This window comes from Spiribacter sp. 1M189 (assembly GCF_040838345.1).
GTDB lineage: Bacteria > Pseudomonadota > Gammaproteobacteria > Nitrococcales > Nitrococcaceae > Spiribacter > Spiribacter insolitus.
The window spans coordinates 1,700,151-1,717,690 of sequence record NZ_JBAKFF010000001.1; the positions used below are offsets into that span (position 1 = coordinate 1,700,151).

17 protein-coding genes are annotated in these 17,540 nt (G+C 64.0%); 11 read left to right on the forward strand and 6 right to left on the reverse strand.

The features are described from left to right. Positions 1–2: 2 nt before the first annotated feature. Genes V6X30_RS08560 through ubiB form a run of 4 tightly spaced genes read left to right on the forward strand, consistent with a single transcriptional unit; the run spans position 3 to position 3,421 of the window. Positions 3–395, forward strand: a complete 393-nt coding sequence (locus V6X30_RS08560) for a gamma-butyrobetaine hydroxylase-like domain-containing protein (RefSeq protein ID WP_367984195.1) — start codon at positions 3–5, stop codon at positions 393–395. Beyond that, positions 392–1,156, forward strand: a complete 765-nt coding sequence (locus V6X30_RS08565; RefSeq protein WP_367984196.1) for a class I SAM-dependent methyltransferase — start codon at positions 392–394, stop codon at positions 1,154–1,156. Before V6X30_RS08560 ends, V6X30_RS08565 begins: the two co-directional genes overlap by 4 nt. Beyond that, positions 1,128–1,757, forward strand: coding sequence for a ubiquinone biosynthesis accessory factor UbiJ (locus V6X30_RS08570; RefSeq protein ID WP_367984197.1), 630 nt, complete (start codon positions 1,128–1,130; stop codon positions 1,755–1,757). Before V6X30_RS08565 ends, V6X30_RS08570 begins: the two co-directional genes overlap by 29 nt. Continuing rightward, a complete protein-coding gene (gene ubiB / locus V6X30_RS08575) occupies positions 1,754–3,421 on the forward strand; it encodes a ubiquinone biosynthesis regulatory protein kinase UbiB (RefSeq protein WP_367984198.1) in 1,668 nt (555 codons plus the stop codon). The genes V6X30_RS08570 and ubiB overlap by 4 nt, the downstream gene beginning before the upstream one ends. 18 nt (positions 3,422–3,439) lie before the next feature. On the opposite strand, the gene V6X30_RS08580 is transcribed toward ubiB, so the two are convergent. After that, entirely contained in the window at positions 3,440–4,729 is a 1,290-nt protein-coding gene (locus V6X30_RS08580) for a S41 family peptidase (protein WP_367984199.1), read from the reverse strand. Between the two features lie 10 nt (positions 4,730–4,739). Next, positions 4,740–5,891, reverse strand: a complete 1,152-nt coding sequence (locus V6X30_RS08585) for a murein hydrolase activator EnvC family protein (protein WP_367984200.1) — start codon at positions 5,889–5,891, stop codon at positions 4,740–4,742. A gap of 61 nt (positions 5,892–5,952) precedes the next feature. On the opposite strand from V6X30_RS08585, the gene V6X30_RS08590 reads away from it, so the two are divergent. The 3 genes from V6X30_RS08590 to V6X30_RS08600 are packed head-to-tail and all read left to right on the forward strand — an operon-like array spanning position 5,953 to position 7,971. Beyond that, the gene (locus tag V6X30_RS08590) at positions 5,953–6,381 is read left to right on the forward strand and encodes a rhodanese-like domain-containing protein (protein WP_367984201.1); all 429 of its coding nucleotides are present in this window, start codon (positions 5,953–5,955) and stop codon (positions 6,379–6,381) included. A 38-nt stretch (positions 6,382–6,419) separates the two neighbouring features. Beyond that, positions 6,420–6,965, forward strand: coding sequence for a protein-export chaperone SecB (gene secB / locus V6X30_RS08595; protein WP_367984202.1), 546 nt, complete (start codon positions 6,420–6,422; stop codon positions 6,963–6,965). Positions 6,966–6,969: 4 nt separating this feature from the next. After that, on the forward strand, positions 6,970–7,971 hold the full coding sequence (locus V6X30_RS08600; RefSeq protein WP_367984204.1) for an NAD(P)H-dependent glycerol-3-phosphate dehydrogenase: 1,002 nt from the start codon (positions 6,970–6,972) through the stop codon (positions 7,969–7,971). Positions 7,972–7,991: 20 nt separating this feature from the next. Here V6X30_RS08600 and trmL read toward each other — a convergent pair whose 3' ends face one another. From trmL to glnA, 4 genes are all read right to left on the reverse strand, one after another. Then, a complete protein-coding gene (gene trmL, locus V6X30_RS08605; RefSeq protein ID WP_367984205.1) occupies positions 7,992–8,459 on the reverse strand; it encodes a tRNA (uridine(34)/cytosine(34)/5-carboxymethylaminomethyluridine(34)-2'-O)-methyltransferase TrmL in 468 nt (155 codons plus the stop codon). 7 nt (positions 8,460–8,466) lie between these two features. Next, a complete protein-coding gene (ntrC, locus tag V6X30_RS08610) occupies positions 8,467–9,870 on the reverse strand; it encodes a nitrogen regulation protein NR(I) (protein WP_367984206.1) in 1,404 nt (467 codons plus the stop codon). After that, positions 9,870–10,925, reverse strand: a complete 1,056-nt coding sequence (gene glnL / locus V6X30_RS08615; protein ID WP_408022362.1) for a nitrogen regulation protein NR(II) — start codon at positions 10,923–10,925, stop codon at positions 9,870–9,872. Before glnL ends, ntrC begins: the two co-directional genes overlap by 1 nt. A gap of 626 nt (positions 10,926–11,551) precedes the next feature. Then, positions 11,552–12,967 (reverse strand): glutamate--ammonia ligase, encoded by a 1,416-nt coding sequence (glnA, locus tag V6X30_RS08620; RefSeq protein WP_367984210.1) that lies wholly within the window; start codon positions 12,965–12,967, stop codon positions 11,552–11,554. A gap of 258 nt (positions 12,968–13,225) precedes the next feature. Here glnA and glyQ point away from each other — a divergent pair, with 258 nt between their 5' ends. From glyQ to V6X30_RS08640, 4 genes are read left to right on the forward strand one after another with little or no spacing between them, the layout of a single operon-like run. Next, positions 13,226–14,131 carry a glycine--tRNA ligase subunit alpha gene (gene glyQ, locus V6X30_RS08625; RefSeq protein WP_367984212.1) on the forward strand — a complete coding sequence of 302 codons (906 nt, stop codon included), beginning with the start codon at positions 13,226–13,228 and terminating at the stop codon, positions 14,129–14,131. Beyond that, positions 14,128–16,218: a glycine--tRNA ligase subunit beta gene (gene glyS, locus V6X30_RS08630; RefSeq protein WP_367984213.1), complete on the forward strand. Its 2,091-nt coding sequence runs from the start codon at positions 14,128–14,130 to the stop codon at positions 16,216–16,218. Before glyQ ends, glyS begins: the two co-directional genes overlap by 4 nt. A 3-nt stretch (positions 16,219–16,221) precedes the next feature. Next, positions 16,222–16,782 carry a D-glycero-beta-D-manno-heptose 1,7-bisphosphate 7-phosphatase gene (gene gmhB / locus V6X30_RS08635; protein ID WP_367984214.1) on the forward strand — a complete coding sequence of 187 codons (561 nt, stop codon included), beginning with the start codon at positions 16,222–16,224 and terminating at the stop codon, positions 16,780–16,782. Further along, on the forward strand, positions 16,779–17,537 hold the full coding sequence (locus V6X30_RS08640) for a lysophospholipid acyltransferase family protein (protein ID WP_367984216.1): 759 nt from the start codon (positions 16,779–16,781) through the stop codon (positions 17,535–17,537). The genes gmhB and V6X30_RS08640 overlap by 4 nt, the downstream gene beginning before the upstream one ends. Positions 17,538–17,540: the final 3 nt, after the last annotated feature.

Genomic DNA, 17,540 nt, shown 5'->3' on the forward strand with positions numbered 1-17,540 from the left:
ACATGAAACGCCCCGCACGCCGCGAAACCGGCCACACGCCCACGGATATCCGACTCCACCGCCGCTCTCGGATGCTGGAGGTCCGCTTCGACAACGGCCGGCGGTTCGAGCTGGGCGCGGAATATCTCCGGGTCTACTCGCCGTCCGCCGAAGTACGCGGCCATGGCCCGGGGCAGGCCATCCTGCAGGTCGGCAAAGAGTCGGTGGGTATCGTCGGGATTGAGCCCGTCGGTCAGTATGCGCTGCGGATCGACTTTGATGACGGTCACAATACCGGCCTTTACTCATGGGATCTGCTCTACGATCTGGGCGAGAATCAGACGACCTACTGGCAGGACTATCTGGATGCCCTGGCCGATGCCGGCCACCAGCGCAACGGGGGTGAGGGCGCATGACCACAGTGGATCGCCAGAACGGCGAAGAGACCGACTTTGGCTTCCAGCGCGTACCGGTGGAAGAGAAGGCGCGCCGCGTCGGTGAGGTATTCAGCTCGGTGGCAGGGCGTTACGACCTGATGAACGACCTGATGTCGGCGGGCCTGCACCGGTTCTGGAAAAGCCAGGCGCTGCGGCTGATCGATGCCCGGCCGGGGCAGCAGGTGCTGGATTTGGCGGCTGGCACGGGCGATCTCAGCCAGGGGATGGCCAGGCAGGTCGGCCGCGAGGGCCGGGTGATCGTCTCCGACATCAACCAGGCCATGCTCGAGACCGGGCGCGACCGGCTGATCGATGAGGGCTATACCGGCAACCTCGATTACGTCATCGCCAATGCCGAACAGCTGCCCTTCCTGCCCCGCCAGTTCGATCGCATCAGCATCGGCTTCGGGCTGCGCAACGTCACCTGGATTCCGCGGGCCCTGCGGGCCATGCGCGAGGCACTCCGGCCGGGCGGAAGGCTGGTGATCCTCGAGTTCTCCTCGCTTTACCTCACCGCCCTTCAGCCGCTCTATGACCTCTACTCCTTCCGAATGCTCCCCCTGATGGGGAAACTGGTGGCGAATGATGCGGATAGCTACCGTTATCTCGCCGAATCCATCCGTCTCCACCCCGACCAGGAGACGCTGAAGACGATGATGGAGGAAGCCGGCTTCGAGGACGTCGACTACATCAACCTGAGCGGGGGGCTGGTTGCCCTCCACCACGGCCATGTCTACTGATTGGCTTCCCCTCGGGCTGATCGAGCAGGGCATCAACCGGATCCTGCAGCTGGACCCGGAGAGCACGCACCGGCTCGCACCGCTGGACGGCCGGGAGCTCGGCCTCAGGCTGACCGATCCGGCGCTGAGTCTGCGCGTGGCCTTCGAGGCTGAGGGCATGACCCTGATCAGCGACGACACCGATATGAGCGACTGCGATGCGCTGCTCGAGGCCTCACTGACCGGACTCACCGGTCTTATCCTGTCACGCGGGCGGCGCAGCCGTGATGTCGCTTTCCGAGGCGATATCGGCACCATCCAGGAGGTCCGCACCCTGTTCAGCGACCTTGATGTCGATCTCGAGGCGCAAATGGCCCGGCTGGTCGGTGAAGCCTCCGCTGCGCGGGTCACCGCCGGCCTGCGTGATGGGAGCGAATGGGGCCGGCGCAGCCTGGACACCCTGCTGCGCAATGCCGGCGAGCTTGCCACCGAGGAGCGACGCTGGCTGCCGGTGGCCCTGGAGGTGCGACATTTCCTGGCGGATGTCGATGTCGTTCGCGAGGATGTGGACCGCCTCGAGGCACGCATTCGGCGGCTGGAACGCCGCGGGGGGAGAGGATGATCCCGCGGCCCCGGTTGATTCTGCGCCTGGCCCAGATCAATGTGGTGCTGCTGCGCCATGGGCTGGACGAGGTGCTTTTCGCGACTCGGTGGTTCCGGCCATTCAGATTCCTGCGCCTGTTCATGCCATGGGCCTGGTTCCGGCGGCGACAGCAGCCGCGTGGTGAACGCATCCGCCTCGCGCTCGAGGATCTGGGCCCGATCTTCGTCAAATTCGGGCAGATCATCTCCACCCGGCGCGATCTGCTGCCGCCGGACATCGCAGCCGAGCTGGCTCGGCTGCAGGACAATGTCCCTCCGTTTCCCGGGAACCAGGCCCGCGGCATCGTCGAGGCGGAGTATCAGCAACCCATCGATGCCTGGTTCGCCCATTTCGACACCGAACCCATGGCGTCGGCCTCGATCGCCCAGGTCCACGCAGCGCGTCTGCACGACGGGCGTGATGTCGTGGTCAAGGTGGTCCGGCCGGGCATCGAGCGGGCCATCGCCCGGGATCTCGGCGTCCTCTACCTCTTTGCCCGTCTGGCCCAACGCTACTGGAGCGAAGGCTACCGCCTGCGGCCGGTGGAGGTCGTGCGCGAGTTCGACACCACCCTGCACGACGAGCTGGATCTGATGCGCGAGGCGGCCAACGCCTCCCAACTCAAGCGCAATTTCCAGGACTCGCCCCTGCTGTACGTTCCCGAGGTTTACTGGCCGGGCACGCGTCAGCGCGTCATGGTCATGGAGCGCATCCATGGCCTGCAGATCAGCGACATCGAAGGCCTGAAGAACGCGGGCGTCGACATGAAGGCGCTCGCCGAACGGGGCACGGAGATCTTCTTCACGCAGGTCTTTCGCGACAGCTTCTTCCACGCCGACATGCACCCGGGCAACATCTTCGTCGATGTCAGTGACCCGGCCGATCCGCGCTATGTCGCCGTGGACTTCGGCATCATGGGTTCACTCAGCCCCGTCGATCACCGCTATCTCGCCGATAACTTCCTTGCATTCTTCAATCGTGACTACCGCCGCGTCGCCGAACTCCACGTGGAATCCGGCTGGGTGCCGCCGGATACCCGGGTGGATGAGTTCGAGGCGGCCATGCGCACGGTCTGCGAACCGATTTTCGAGCGACCCCTGGGCGAGATTTCTCTGGGCGCACTGCTGATGCGCCTTTTCCAGACCGGCCGCCGCTTCAACATGGAAATCCAGCCCCAGCTGGTGCTGCTGCAGAAAACCCTGCTCGCCATCGAGGGGCTCGGCCGGCAGCTTTACCCCGAACTCGATCTCTGGGATACCGGAAAGCCCTACCTCGAGCGCTGGATGCGCGAGCAGGTGGGCGCCCAGGCCGTGCTCAAACACCTCCGCCGCGAACTCCCGCACCTCGCAGAGACACTGCCAGCGTTGCCACGGCGAGTGGACGAGGCCCTGGGTGAAGTCACCCGGACCCGGGAGCAGATCGACCGCCAGCAGGATCAGCTCAGAGCGTTACGCGAAGAGGTCCGTCAGAACGGCCGCCGTGGCTTTGCCACCGGTGTGGGTGCCGCTCTGGTGATCTCGGCATTCATCGTCGCCGGGCTCGACGGGCGCAGCCCGATGATGCTCGGCGACGCACCGCTTGTCAGCTGGGTGGTGGGAAGCCTCGGCGCGCTCATCTGGATAGCCGCCTGGCCACGCAACTAGCCATACCCACCCGCCGGTTCAGTTGCCCAGGATGTTCAGACCCTTGAGCAGGTTCAACGCCTCGGCAAGGGCGTAGTCCCGCGTGGCAAGACTCGACGCCGGCGGGGCCGGCTGATCGGCGGCGTTGGAGGGCTCACCGTCGCCTTGCAGATGCCGCGGGAGGTTCGATTCGCGTAATGCCTCGGCGCTGCGCTCGCGATCGCTGACACTCAGGTTGGCGATTTCCACATCGGGGATGATGCCCTCGGCCTGTATGGACCGCCCGTCCGGCGTGTAGTAGCGGGCCGTCGTCAGCTTGACCGCATTGCCGTTGCGCAGTGGCAGGATCGTCTGCACCGAGCCCTTGCCGAACGTCGGCTCTCCCATGATCACCGCCCGTCGCTGATCCTGGAGTGCGCCGGCAACGATTTCCGCTGCCGAGGCTGAGCCGGCATTGACCAGCACAACCAGCGGTGCGCCATTCAGGACGTCATTGGGAGTCGCCGTGAACTCGTTGCGGGAGCGCTCCACGCGTCCATCGGTGGAGACGATGGTGCCATTGCTGATGAAGGCATCGGCCACGCCGACCGCGGCATCCAGAACCCCGCCGGGATTGTTGCGCAGATCCAGCACCAGGCCGTCCAGCGATCCCGATTCATGATGCAGCTCATCCACCGCCTCGAGCACATCCTCTCCGGTACGCGACTGGAACTGACTGATCCGCAGATAACCGAACCCGGGCTCCAGCATCCGCGCGCGGACGCTTTCCACCTGGATGACATCGCGCTCCAGTGTAATCTCCATCGGCGCGTCCTCACCCTCCCGCAGAATGCTCAGCCCAATCTCCGTACCCGGATCCCCACGCATGAGCTCAACGGCCTCCTGCAGATCGAGGCCCTTCACCGACTGCCCGTCGATACGGATGATCAGATCGCCCGGTTCGATGCCAGCTGCATCCGCCGGCGTCCCATCAATGGGCGCGATGACCTTGAGGAAGCCATCCTCCATGCCCACCTCAATCCCCAGTCCGCCAAACTCTCCCTGGGTGCCCTCCCTGAGCTGCTGATACTCCGAGGCGGCCAGGTAGGCGGAGTGCGGATCCAGGCCCTGGAGCATGCCCCGGATGGCGTTCCGGATGAGCTCCTCGTCATCCACGGGTTCGACATGTTCGCTCTGAATCCGCTCATAGACCTCGGTGAAAACGCGCAGCTCCTCGAGCGGCAGTTCGTCCGCCGTCTGCGACTGCGCCGTCACCCCCTGTATATTCGCGAACAGCAACGCGAGCAGCGTGCCGGCTGTCAGCCCCTGGAGCATTCCGGGAAAACGCATCATGCCATCCTCAACCCTGGTTACCTTCTGCACGCAGCCATGCCAGTGGATCCACCGGCTTGCCATCGGCACGCAACTCGAAATAAAGCGCGGGTTCCGCACGACCGCCACTGCGACCCACGGTGGCGATCACGTCATCGACCTCCACCCAGTCTCCGACATCGGAATACAGCGCCTGGTTGCGTCCATAGAGACTGAGGTAACCGGCCCCGTGGTCAATAATGAGCAGCAACCCCAGGCCACGCAACCAGTCGGCGAATACGACCTGGCCCGGCGCCACGGGCCGAACCGGCTCGCCTTCATCACCGCCGATCAGCAACCCGGTCCAGCGCAGCCCAGCAGCCCGTTCACTGCCATAATGCGCCAGCAGCGGCCCACGGACCGGCCATGCCAGCGCCCCCTCCGACAGCGAAGGCCACTCGTCCACGGCCGGGCCCGCCGCCGCCAGCCGAGCCTGGAGATCCCTGATCAGCTCGCTGAGCGTCTCGGCTTCCTCACGTGAAGAGGCCAGGCGCGCGTCGTTTTCACGTATTCTCTGGCGCAGCCGGGCAAGCAGCTCATCCCGTTCAGCCAGACTACCCTGCAGTTCCGCCAGTCGGGAGGCGCGCTCCTCCCGCGCTGCCTGCTGTTCCGCGAGCAGCGCCTGCAGAGCCGCACGCTGCTCACTCAGCCGGCGCATTGCGGCTTCTGCGGCCCTCACCCGCTCGGCCCGCGCCTCACCCAAACGCTGCTGATAGACCAGCAGCCGCTGAATTCTGGCGGGGTCGTTTTCACCGAGGATCAATCCCAGCGGTGCCAGCGACCCGCGCCGATACGCCGAGCGCAAAGTCTCGGCCAGGTAGTCTCGATGCCGCTCACTCCGCGCCAGCTCGGCCTCCACGGCTGATTGAAGTTCATCCAGGCGATGCGTTCGGGCACGGATCGATTCATCCAGTGCCTTTAAATCGGCCCGCTCATCGCCAATGCGTCGCTCCAGTCTCGCCAGCTCGGCCTCGAGCCCGCCGGCCTGCTCGCGGTCAGCCGCCAGCCGCTCACCGAGTGCATTCATTTCGGTGCGAAGGGTTTCCAGTCGCTCCTGACGCTCCGCCAGCTCGCCCTCGTCGGTGGCCGCAAAGGTGAGGGCGGGAAGTACAAAGCAAAGGATTGGCAGGAATCGCGTCATCGGCAGGTCATCTCGGCTGGTATACTCCCGCGGCATTCAGTCATGCTAACAGCGCCGGGTCATGGACAGAGTCATAGAATTCAGTATCAATCATCCGCTGCTCATCGGGGCCCTGCTCGCCGTGGTGGCAGCACTGGTCGCCAGTGAGGTCATGAACTTCCGGCGCGGTCGTCACGCCATCGACACGGCGGATGCAACGCGGCTCTACAACCATGATGCCGCGGTATTCGTCGACGTGCGGAACGAGAACGCCTATCAGACCAGTCATCTGCCCGGGGCGATCAATATCCCCATGGAGCACATCGATAAACGCCAGGATCGGCTGAAGCGATTCAGCGACCGGACCATCGTGGTGTACTGCGATAGCGGCCAGCGTACGCTCAAGGCCGTCCAGGCGCTCCAGGGACAGGGCTGGTCCGAAGTTCGGCAGCTGCGCGGCGGGATCAACGCCTGGCGTGAGGCAAGCCTGCCGACCGAGGGACGTGACTGAGCCCGATCAAACAGTCGATTTACCGTCAAGGAGTCAACATGGCCGACACGCCGAACGGAAATGCCGCCGGAGGCCCCGGAGAAACCGTTGCACAGGGCGAAAACCCGCAGCAGTTCGCTATCCAGAAGGTGTATCTCAAGGACTGCTCGGTGGAGACACCCGGCGCTCCCGACGTCTTCACTCAGGCCTGGAAACCGGAAGCCCGCGTGGAGCTCAACACCCGCCGGACCACGCTGGGCGAAGGCCTGCACGAAGTCGTTCTCACCGTGACGGTGACGGCGACTGCGGAAGAAAAGCCCTCCTATCTCTGCGAAGTCCACCAGGCCGGTATTTTCACGGTCAACGGCTTCGAGGATAACGCCACCGACCAACTGCTGGGCGCCTACTGCCCGGGCGTGCTGTTTCCGTATGCCCGCGAGGCCATCAGCGATCTCACCGGCAAGGCCGGTTTCCCGCCGATGACCCTTTCACCGGTCAACTTCGACGCGCTTTACGCTCGCCAGCGCCAGCAGGATGCCGCCGGGGCCAGCGAGTCGGAAGCGGGCGCCGAGACGACGAATCAGGGTAGCGACAGCACGGGCTGAAGCGGTGAGCCGCCGATACGCCGTACTTGGGGCCGGGTCGTGGGGAACGGCCCTGGCCCTCGTGCTGGCGCGCAACGGTCATCATGTGCAGCTATGGGGGCATGACCCCGAGGCGATCCGGTCGATGGGCGCGACCGGATACAACCCGCGGTATCTCACCGAAATCCCGTTGCCTGCAGCCATCCAGCCGAGAATCGACCTGCCATCGGCACTTCAGGGCATTGATGCACTGCTCATTGCCGTGCCCAGCAGCGCCTTCGCGCAAACACTGCAGAAGCTCGCCGGACAGCTGCCGGCAGCGATCCCCGTCATCTGGGCGACCAAGGGCCTGGACGCCGCCAGCGGCGGGCTGCTGCATGAGCTCGCCCGACAATCGCTACCCGATCACCCGCTCGCGGTGCTATCCGGGCCGACATTCGCCAGGGAGGTTGCACGGGGGCTACCCACCGCTGTGGTGCTTGCCAGTCACGACCAGGCCATCGCCCAGGCGCTCAGTCGCGATTTCAATGATGAACGCTTCCGGGTCTACACCAGTGGAGACCTTGTCGGCGTCGAGCTCGGCGGCGCCGTCAAGAACATACTCGCCATCGCCACCGGCATCGCCGATGGCCTGGGCTTCGGCGCCAATACACGCGCCGGTCTCATCACCCGGGGGTTGGCCGAGGTCCGTCGCCTCGGCGCATCGCTTGGTGCCGAAGATCGAACACTGACCGGGCTCGCCGGAATGGGTGATCTGATCCTCACCTGCACCGATGACCAGTCCCGCAACCGGCGCATGGGACTCGCCCTGGGACGGGGAGAGTCAATCACCGCAGCCGCCGAAACCATCGGCGAAGTCGTGGAGGGTGTCCGCACCGCTGGCGAGGTGGGTGTGCTGGCCCGCCGACTGGCGGTCGAGCTCCCTATCTGTCAGGCCGTCGAGGCGATCGTGCTGGGCAGAGAGACCCCGATGGGGGCCGCGATAAGCCTGATGGAGCGGCAACCGGGCGCCGAGTTCGGCGACTGATACGGAATGATCGGCCGGCGCTAGACGCTACCGGCATACGCCATCTGCCGCCATGCCTCGTAAACGGTGACGGCCACACTGTTGGAGAGATTCAGGCTGCGGTTACCCGGTCGCATCGGCAGTCTGAGCCGCTGTGCCGCTGGAATCGATTCCATGACTCGGTCCGGCAGACCGGCGGTTTCGCTACCGAACAACAGTGCATCTTCCGGTCCATAGTCCGGCTGATCGAAGCGGATTCTGCCCCTTGTGGTCAGTGCCCACAAGCGCGCCGGCCTTACCGCCTCGACAAAGGACTCGAGGTCAGCATGCACCTGCATGGTGGCAAATTCGTGATAATCCAGGCCGGCTCGACGCAGACGCCGGTCATCCAGTACGAAGCCCAGCGGCCGAATCAAATGAAGCCGCGCGCCACTGTTGGCACAGAGGCGAATAACGTTGCCGGTATTCGGCGGAATCTCAGGGCTGTGCAGGACGACATGCAACGGCATGCACGCATCATACCTGCATCTGCAGATCCCGGATCTTGCGCGTCAGGGTGTTGCGCCCCCAGCCGAGCAGACGCGCGGCATCCTGACGGCGTCCCCCCGTGCGCTTCAGGGCTGACTCGATCAACACCCGTTCCAGCCGACTCTGAGCCGCAGCGAGCGCGCCGTCACCATCGTTCTCGGCCTGCCGGTCGGCCCAGCGCGCCAGTGCCGTTTCCCAGTCCACCGCCGGTTCCTCACCAGCGGACTGTTCGATGCCGGCCAATTCCGGGGGCAGATCCTCCATCTGCACCTCACGGCCACTGGCCATCACGGTCAGCCAGCGACAGGTATTTTCCAGCTCGCGGACATTGCCGGGCCAGGGCAGCGTCTGGAAACGACGCTCCACCTCGCGGGTAAGCTGTTTCGGTTCGACATTGAGTTCGCGCGCCGCCCGGTGCAGGAAATGGTCCGCCAGGGCTGGGATATCGGCGGATCGCTCCCGCAATGCCGGGCAGTGGATACGAATGACATTGAGGCGGTGGAAGAGGTCCTCGCGGAAACGCCCTTCCGCGACCCGCTGGTCAAGATTCTGGTGCGTCGCCGCGATGATCCGCACGTCGACGCGCATCGGCGTGTGCGCCCCGACTCGATAGAACTCGCCGTCGGCCAGGACACGCAATAGTCGGGTCTGGAGCTCCGCCGGCATATCGCCGATTTCGTCAAGGAAGAGTGTGCCGCCATCGGCCTGCTCGAAGCGGCCGCGACGGACCTGATGGGCGCCGGTGAACGCACCCTTTTCATGACCGAAGAGCTCGGATTCCATCAGATCCCGCGGAATGGCCGCCATGTTCAGTGCGATGAAGGGCTTGCCGGCGCGAGGGCTGTGACGATGCAGCGAACCGGCGACCAGCTCCTTGCCCGTCCCCGACTCACCATTGATCAACACGGTTATGTTCGAACGTGACAGCCGGCCAATAGCGCGGAACACCTCCTGCATGGCCGGCGCCTCGCCGATGATCTCCGGCATGTCCTCTCGACTGCTCTCGGACGGCGCGCTGCTGCGCGCCGCGGCGGCCGCGCGGCGCACCAGGTCAACCGCCTCCTCCACGTCGAAAGGCTTGGGCAGATACTCGAATGCCCCACCCTCGTAGGCGGATACCGCGGCATCCAGATCGGAATGCGCCGTCATGACGATCACGGGCAGCTCCGGCGCATGCTCGTGGAAGCGCCCCATCAGGGTCAGCCCATCGAGTCGGGGCATACGGATGTCGGTAATCAGCACGTCCGGCTGATCACGCTCCAGTGCCATGAGTGCCTCTTCGCCGGTCTCGAAATCGACGGCACTCAGCCCGTCACGTTCCAGCGCCTTTTTCAGCACCCAGCGAATGGAGCGGTCATCATCGACTACCCAGACGCTCGTCGAATCGGCCATCAAGCTTCCTCCAGCGGTAACCAGACGGTAAATACGGTGCGGCCGGGCTCACTGGTGCACTCAATCAGACCGCCATGCTGATTGACCAGGTTCTGGGCGATCGGCAGACCGATACCGCTGCCCTCGGCGCGGCCCGTGACCATCGGATAGAAGATTTGATCCTGGAGCTCGGGGGCGATGCCGGGGCCGTTGTCGATGACATTCACGCGTGCCACCAGTCGATGCTGCCGGTCGCCGATAGTGAACCGCCTGTGGGTTCGGGTCTGTAGGGTAATCCGCCCAGAATCCCCCACGGCCTGCATGGCGTTGCGCACGAGATTGAGCAAGGCCTGGATCAACTGGTCACCGGCCGCCGGCAGCAGGGGGATACTCGGGTCGTAGTCCCGCTGGATTTCGACACCGGCCGGCGCCTCGGCCGATGCCAGGTGCCGGACGCGCTCCAGTACCTCGTGCAGGTTGGTCGGCGAATGCTCGATCCGCGATTCCGGTCCCAGCAGCCCGTTCACCAGCGTTCGTAGCCGATCGGCTTCGCTGATGATGATTCGGGTGTACTCCTTCTGATCATCGTCCGAGAGCTCCGACTCGAGCAGCTGTGCGGCACCGCGCAGCCCGCCCAGCGGATTTTTTATCTCATGAGCCAACCCCCGGATGAGCTCGCGGATCGCCTGGTTCTGGGCGATGAGACGATTCTCTCGGGAAATCCGCAGATGGCGGTCAAGCTGCTCAAACTCGAGGAGCAGACTGGATGCACCATCGAGGGGCGTTATCGCGCAGTCGACCGTGATGGTGCGCTCCGGCCCAAGCGCCAGCCGCATCTCGCGTTCCGTATAGCTCGCGCCCTCGGCGAATGCCTGTCCAATGGGATCCGCGAGTACAGCCAGCGCCGGCAGTAACTGTGTGAGCCGCTCACCGAACGCCTGCCGGCTGCTGACATGCAGTAGCGACTCGGCGGCGGCATTCATCCGCGTAATCCGGCGCTCTCCGTCGATAACCACCACCGCGCCGGTGAGGCTGTCGAGAATCTCGCTGGCATCGGTCGTTGGCTGTTCAGTCATCATTGCACTCGCATAAAGCAAGAACCACGCCAGCCCACGCGGCCTATCGGGCGCAGGCATAACGGCGACTTCAGTGTAGGCGCTGCGGCGGAATAACGCACCATTATGGTGCGGTGCTATGCCGGCTCCGCCCCTTTCTCCGGACTCACGCGAGACGCGGGGCTGGGAACGCGGTGGATAACACACAGACGGGCGTCTCAAGATCGTCGGCGGGGTGGTGTATCGGCTCCCTACCCGTCCCCCGGGCTCACGCGAGACGCGGGGCGTGGAGCGCGGTGGATAACACACCGATCGGCGTCTCAAGATCGCCCGGTGGACGGGTAGGGAGCCGATAAGCCCAGGATCTGGTGGTGTGTCATGGCTTGTCGATCCCGTCTCCTTGTCCCGGGCGACCTCGGGGCGCGTTTCAGTGGGTCATCCACCGCGTGAAGTGTCTCGCGCACCGCGCGAGCCCGGGACAAGGAGACGGGAGCGACAGGGCACGGCCAGGGATCAACCCCGGCCCGAACAGCGGTCGATCCACGTCTTGGATGACTTGGGGAGCCGGGAGCCGGACTCCGCCAGAGATAAAAAACCCCCGCCGAAGCAGGGGTCTCTGATCGATTGGCGAATCGCCTCGACGCGGATCAGACGCTGTAGTAGAGGTCGAACTCCACCGGATGGGTCGTCATCCGCAGCTGCTGGACTTCCTCACGCTTGATCTCGATGTAGCCGTCGATGGCGTCATCCGTGAAGACCCCGCCGACCTTGAGGAACTCGCGGTCCTTATCGAGGCTGTCCAGGGCTTCCTCCAGCGAGAAGGCAACCTTGTCGATCTCTGCCTCTTCCTCGGGCGGCAGGTCATAGAGATCCTTGTCCATGGCATCGCCGGGATGGATCTTGTTCTGGATACCGTCGAGGCCGGCCATGAGCATGGCCGCGAAGCAGAGATAGGGATTGGCCGTGCTGTCCGGGAAGCGGACCTCGACCCGGCGTGCCTTGGGATTGGAAACCCAGGGGATCCGTACCGATGCCGAGCGGTTGCGGGCGGAGTACGCCAGCAGAACCGGGGCCTCGAAGCCGGGGACCAGCCGCTTGTAGCTGTTGGTCGACGCGTTCGCGAAGGCGTTGATCGCCTTGGCGTGCTTGATGATGCCGCCGATGTAGTAGAGCGCCGTCTCCGAGAGGCCACCGTACTGATCCCCGGCGAAAAGCATTTCCCCGGTCTTGCCGATGGACTGATGGACATGCATGCCGCTGCCGTTATCGCCGACCACCGGCTTGGGCATGAATGTGGCGGTCTTGCCATAGGCGGCGGCGACGTTGTGCACGACATACTTCAGGGTCTGCACCTCGTCGGCCTTCTTGACCAGCGTGTTGAAACCAACACCGATCTCGCACTGGCCGGCCGTTGCGACCTCGTGATGGTGCACCTCGGTCTCCATGCCCATGTCCGTCAGGCATTCCAGCATGGCCGAGCGCATGTCATGGAGGCTGTCCACCGGCGGAACGGGGAAGTAGCCGCCCTTGACACCAGGACGGTGGCCCATATTGCCGTCCGGATAGACCTTCTCGGTGTTCCAGCCGGCCTCTTCGGAGTCGATCTTGTAGAACGACCCGCTCATGTCAGTACCCCAGCGGACATCGTCGAAAACGAAGAATTCGTTCTCCGGGCCGAAGTAGGCCACATCGCCAATGCCGGTGGACTGCAGATAGGCCTCGGCGCGCTGGGCAATTGAACGCGGATCGCGTCCATAACCCTGCATGGTGTTGGGCTCAATGATCTGGCAGACGATGATCAGCGTTGAATCATCGAAGAACGGATCGAGAACCGCCGTCTCGGGATCCGGCATCATGATCATGTCGGACTCATTGATGCCCTTCCAGCCCTCGATCGAGGAGCCGTCAAACATCTTGCCCTCGGTGAAGAAGTCCGCATCCACGGCGTGAGCGGGCAGGGTCACATGCTGCTGCTTTCCCTTGGGGTCGGTGAACCGAAGATCCACGAAGCGGACCTCGTTCTCCTTGATCATCGCGAGCACATCATCGGCGGTCTTAGCCATTATTCGGCCTCCAGTGATATCAAACCAAAAGTTTTGCCTCCGTGAGGGAAGCAGTTTCCATGCCAACCTGAGCGAAGCGCACCAAAACAGGGTCTACCTTCACCGCTACAGCACCGCGATGGCAATATATGCACTAATAAAGTGCACATAAAAAGGAGAGCGCACCATAATCGTGCACCGCCTTGCTGGAGCCCGCCTGACAGCGACTACTTGGGCGGGCTATACTGCGCGGCATTTCGCGGATTCTCTGGAGAATCAATGACCTTTCAGGATCTCATCCTCGCCCTGCAGAGCTACTGGGCGCAGCGGGGTTGCGTATTGATGCAGCCGCTGGACATGGAGGTGGGCGCCGGGACATTTCACCCCGCCACCTTCCTCCGCTCAATAGGACCGGAACCCTGGCGGGCCGCCTACGTACAACCGTCGCGTCGTCCCACCGATGGGCGCTATGGCGAAAACCCCAACCGTCTTCAGCACTACTACCAGTTTCAGGTGGTGCTGAAACCCTCTCCGGCAGACTTCCAGGAGCAGTACCTTGGATCGCTGGAGGCGCTGGGTATTGATCCGCTCGTCCATGACATCCGTTTCGTGGAAGACAACTGGGAATCCCCGACGCTGGGCGCCTGGGGCCTGGGCTGGGAAGTCTGGCTCAATGGCATGGAGATCACCCAGTTCACCTACTTTCAGCAGGCCGGTGGACTGGATTGTCGGCCGGTCATGGGGGAGATCACCTACGGGCTGGAGCGAATCGCGATGTATCTGCAGGAGGTCGAAAGCGTCTTCGACCTCGTCTGGACCGAGGGCGTCGATGGGCCGGTCACCTATGGCGATGTCTATCTGCAGAATGAACGCGAGCAGTCGCGCTACAACTTCGAGGAGGCCGACGTGGAGAGCCTCTTCGCATGGTTTGACACCTGCGAGCGCGAGGCGCTGCGGCTCGTCGAGCAGGGCCTCGCGCTGCCGGCCTACGAAATGACCATGAAGGCCTCACATACCTTCAACCTGCTCGATGCCCGTCACGCGATCTCCGTTACCGAGCGCCAGGGCTACATTCTCCGGGTGCGGAACATGGCAAGGGCGTCGGCGAAGGCTTATTACGATGCCCGGGAAGCGCTCGGCTTCCCGCTCTGCCGATCGGCCGACAGTGACAGGAGCGTGGCATGAGCGAAGACCGCGCCTCGCTGCTGTTTGAGCTCGGCACCGAGGAGTTACCGCCCGGGGCCCTGGATCGATTGAGTGATGCGCTGGCGGCGGCCGTGACCGCTGGGCTCGATCGAGCGGGCATTACCTACGCGGGCGTCTCCGCGCTCGGTGCCCCACGACGGCTGGCCGTCGAAGTGGACGCCATCGCACGACACCAGCCCGACCGAGATTTCGAACGCCGTGGCCCCGCCGTTGCCGTCGCATTCGACGAGGACGGCAACCCGACTCGGGCCGCCGAGGGCTTCGCACGCTCCTGCGGCGTGGCACTGGACGCCCTGGACCGCATCGAAAATAGCGACGGTGCCTGGCTGGTCCATCGTGGAACCGAACCGGGTCAGGCCGTGGAGGCGCTGCTGCCAGGCATTATCGAACAAGCACTGCTCGGTCTGCCCATTCCCAAGCGCATGCGTTGGGGAGACGAGACCGCGGAATTCGTGCGCCCGGTCCACTGGGCTGTGCTGCTTCTGGATGATGCGGTGGTCCCGGCGCGCTTTTTCGGTGTCGATAGCAGCCGGGAGAGTCGAGGACATCGATTCCATCATCCACAACCCGTATCCCTCGACCACGCCACGGATTACCGATCGGCCCTTCGAACGGCGCATGTGCTGGTGGACCGGACCGAGCGACGCGATCGAATCCATGAGGCGGTGCGTGCGGAAGGCGAGAGGATCGGAGGTCATGCGGTTATCGAGGAGGCCTTGCTGGAGGAAGTCACCGCGCTGGTGGAGTGGCCGGTCGTCGTGTCCGGGAGCTTCGACGAGCGTTTCCTCCGAGTCCCGCCGGAGGCGCTGATCTCGAGCATGCAGGGTCATCAACGCTATTTCCCGGTGCGCGACGCCAGTGGAAACCTGCTGCCAAGGTTCATCACGGTAGCCAACATCGATAGTCGTGATCCGGCTCGCGTGGTCGCCGGCAACGAGCGGGTCATACGACCACGCCTGGCTGACGCGGCCTTCTTCTGGGACCAGGATCGCGCCCGCACGCTGGAGTCCCGGCTGCCGGATCTCGCGAACGTGGTCTTCCAGAAGGACCTTGGCAGCCTCGCCGACAAGACCGAGCGCGTCGCTGCACTGGCTGCCGCCTACGCGGAGCGGTTTGAAACCAACAGTACCGACGCAGCGCGAGCTGCGCGACTGGCCAAGACCGACCTGCTTACGCAGATGGTGGACGAATTCCCGGAACTCCAGGGCGTCATGGGACGTTATTACGCGCGCGAGGACATGGAGCGTGATGCCGTGGCAGTGGCGCTGGACGAGATCTACCAGCCCCGGTACGCAGGTGATGCGGTGGCGGCATCGCCGCTCGGTCGACTCGTGGCCGTCGCAGAACGTGCTGATACCCTTACCGGCATATTTGCCATCGGCAAGGCGCCGACCGGCGCCAAGGACCCCTTTGCGTTGCGGCGGGCCGCCGTCGGGCTGCTGCGCAGCCTTATCGAGGGGGAGCATGCCATTAACCTGGCTACACTGTTCCGCGACGCCGCCGAACGCCAGCCCCACGGACTCAACGCCACCAGTCAGGTCGAGTCGCTGGTGGAATTCAGCCTTGAGCGCCTGCGCGGCCTCTACCAGGAGGCCGGTTACGGCGCGGAGCTATTTGAGGCCGTACGCTCAGTCCTCACTCTGGAGGACATTGAACCACTCGATTTCGATCGTCGCCTGCGGGCCTGTCAGGACTTTGCCCGACTCCCTGCGGCCGGCAGCCTCGCCGCCGCCAACAAGCGGATTCGAAATATCCTGCGCAAGGCAGGGAACGAACAGGCTCATGACGTGGACGAGGGCCGTCTCATCGACGATGCCGAGCGACAGCTCCACGAGGCGGTCGAGGCCCGTGTATCACCGGTCCAGCAGCTAATCGAGGCCGGCGCGTACAGCGAGGCGCTGGCGCGATTGGCGGAGCTGCGGGAGCCGGTCGATCGATTTTTCGATGACGTCATGGTTTTGGCCGATGAGCCGGATCTGCAGGCCAACCGCCTCGCTCTACTGCGCCGGCTCCAGGCATTGTTTCTGGCCATTGCCGATGTATCCGCGCTTCCGGAGTCTGCCTAGAAAGTGCGCCCGCGATGCCTGCTGCTCGATCGCGATGGCGTGATCAACATCGACTCGACGGATTACATCCTCAGCGTCGATGAGTGGCAGCCCATCCCGGGCAGCCTGGAGGCCATCGCGCAACTGACGCATGCGGGAGTGAAAGTCGCCGTCTGCACCAATCAGTCGGCGGTGGGCCGGGGGATGCTCTCGGAAGAAATGCTGGAACGGATCCATCAACACATGCGTGAGGCCGTTACCGCGGCGGGTGGTCAACTCTCCGGTATCTTTTTCTGTCCTCATTCACCTGAAGCGCGGTGCAACTGTCGCAAGCCCGCGCCGGGGCTGATTCAACAGGCATTGCAGCATCTGGGTTGTGCGGAGGAAGCGGCCCTGTTCATCGGTGACAGCCAGCGCGACCTGGAGGCAGCCAGAAGCGCCGGCGTCGAGGCTTGGCTCGTTCGAACGGGTAATGGGCGGGAAACGGAAGCGTCGCTCGATGAAGCAATGGTCGTCTATGACGACCTCGCGTCGGCTGCCAAAAAACTCGTGAGTGGAGTGAATCGCTGGGAGCCGCCTGTATGAGTGCAAGCCAGTCCAGAAGTGCATCGTCCGGTAGTCTCGTGCGCGGTCTGTTCTTTCATGCCGGCCTGGTCACGACGGTGATCATATGGGCATTGGTAAGCCTGCCGAGCTTCCCGCTGCCGCTGCGCTTCCGCTACTGGTGGATAACACGCTGGTGCAGCATCGTCGCGTTCATGGTCCGTCACATTGCCGGAATTCGTATAGAATTCAGTGGCCTGAGTAATATCCCCAAGCGTCCTGGAGTGGTCCTGGCGAAACACCAGAGTGCCTGGGAGACGCTCAACCTCCTCCCCTTATTCTACCCACAGAGCTGGGTGCTGAAGCGCGAGCTGCTGAAAATTCCCGTCTTCGGCTGGGGCCTCGCCCGTCTGGACCCGATCGCCATAGACCGTGGCGCCGGGCGTGAGGCGCTTCGCCAAGTCATTGATCAGGGTCGTGAAAAAATCGCATCCGGGCGCTGGATCGTAGTTTTCCCTGAAGGAACACGAGTACCCCCAGGGGAAACCGGTCGATATCAGCAGGGGGGTGCCTTGCTGGCCTGTCGGGCGGGTGTGCCCGTCACACCTGTCGCCCACAATGCCGGCGAGCACTGGCCGCGACGGGGGCTTCGCATTAAGCCCGGCACGATTCACGTGGAAGTCGGCCCGCCCATTCCCACCGATGGTAAAAGCCCGGCGCAGGTCATCAACGAAACGTCGGCATGGATCGAGGAGGCCATGGGTCGGATCGGCCGAACGCATCCGGCCACCCGATGAAGC

What these genes read in the sequence shown, in the direction of transcription:
- V6X30_RS08590 (WP_367984201.1), top strand. Translation starts at nt 5,953, where the DNA reads ATGGACAGAGTCATAGAATTCAGTATCAATCATCCGCTGCTCATCGGG.
- glyQ (WP_367984212.1), top strand. Translation starts at nt 13,226, where the DNA reads ATGACCTTTCAGGATCTCATCCTCGCCCTGCAGAGCTACTGGGCGCAG.
- glnA (WP_367984210.1), bottom strand. Translation starts at nt 12,967, where the DNA reads ATGGCTAAGACCGCCGATGATGTGCTCGCGATGATCAAGGAGAACGAG.
- V6X30_RS08560 (WP_367984195.1), top strand. Translation starts at nt 3, where the DNA reads ATGAAACGCCCCGCACGCCGCGAAACCGGCCACACGCCCACGGATATC.
- ntrC (WP_367984206.1), bottom strand. Translation starts at nt 9,870, where the DNA reads ATGGCCGATTCGACGAGCGTCTGGGTAGTCGATGATGACCGCTCCATT.
- trmL (WP_367984205.1), bottom strand. Translation starts at nt 8,459, where the DNA reads ATGCCGTTGCATGTCGTCCTGCACAGCCCTGAGATTCCGCCGAATACC.
- ubiB (WP_367984198.1), top strand. Translation starts at nt 1,754, where the DNA reads ATGATCCCGCGGCCCCGGTTGATTCTGCGCCTGGCCCAGATCAATGTG.
- secB (WP_367984202.1), top strand. Translation starts at nt 6,420, where the DNA reads ATGGCCGACACGCCGAACGGAAATGCCGCCGGAGGCCCCGGAGAAACC.
- V6X30_RS08565 (WP_367984196.1), top strand. Translation starts at nt 392, where the DNA reads ATGACCACAGTGGATCGCCAGAACGGCGAAGAGACCGACTTTGGCTTC.
- V6X30_RS08640 (WP_367984216.1), top strand. Translation starts at nt 16,779, where the DNA reads ATGAGTGCAAGCCAGTCCAGAAGTGCATCGTCCGGTAGTCTCGTGCGC.
- V6X30_RS08585 (WP_367984200.1), bottom strand. Translation starts at nt 5,891, where the DNA reads ATGACGCGATTCCTGCCAATCCTTTGCTTTGTACTTCCCGCCCTCACC.
- V6X30_RS08580 (WP_367984199.1), bottom strand. Translation starts at nt 4,729, where the DNA reads ATGCGTTTTCCCGGAATGCTCCAGGGGCTGACAGCCGGCACGCTGCTC.
- glnL (WP_408022362.1), bottom strand. Translation starts at nt 10,925, where the DNA reads ATGACTGAACAGCCAACGACCGATGCCAGCGAGATTCTCGACAGCCTC.
- glyS (WP_367984213.1), top strand. Translation starts at nt 14,128, where the DNA reads ATGAGCGAAGACCGCGCCTCGCTGCTGTTTGAGCTCGGCACCGAGGAG.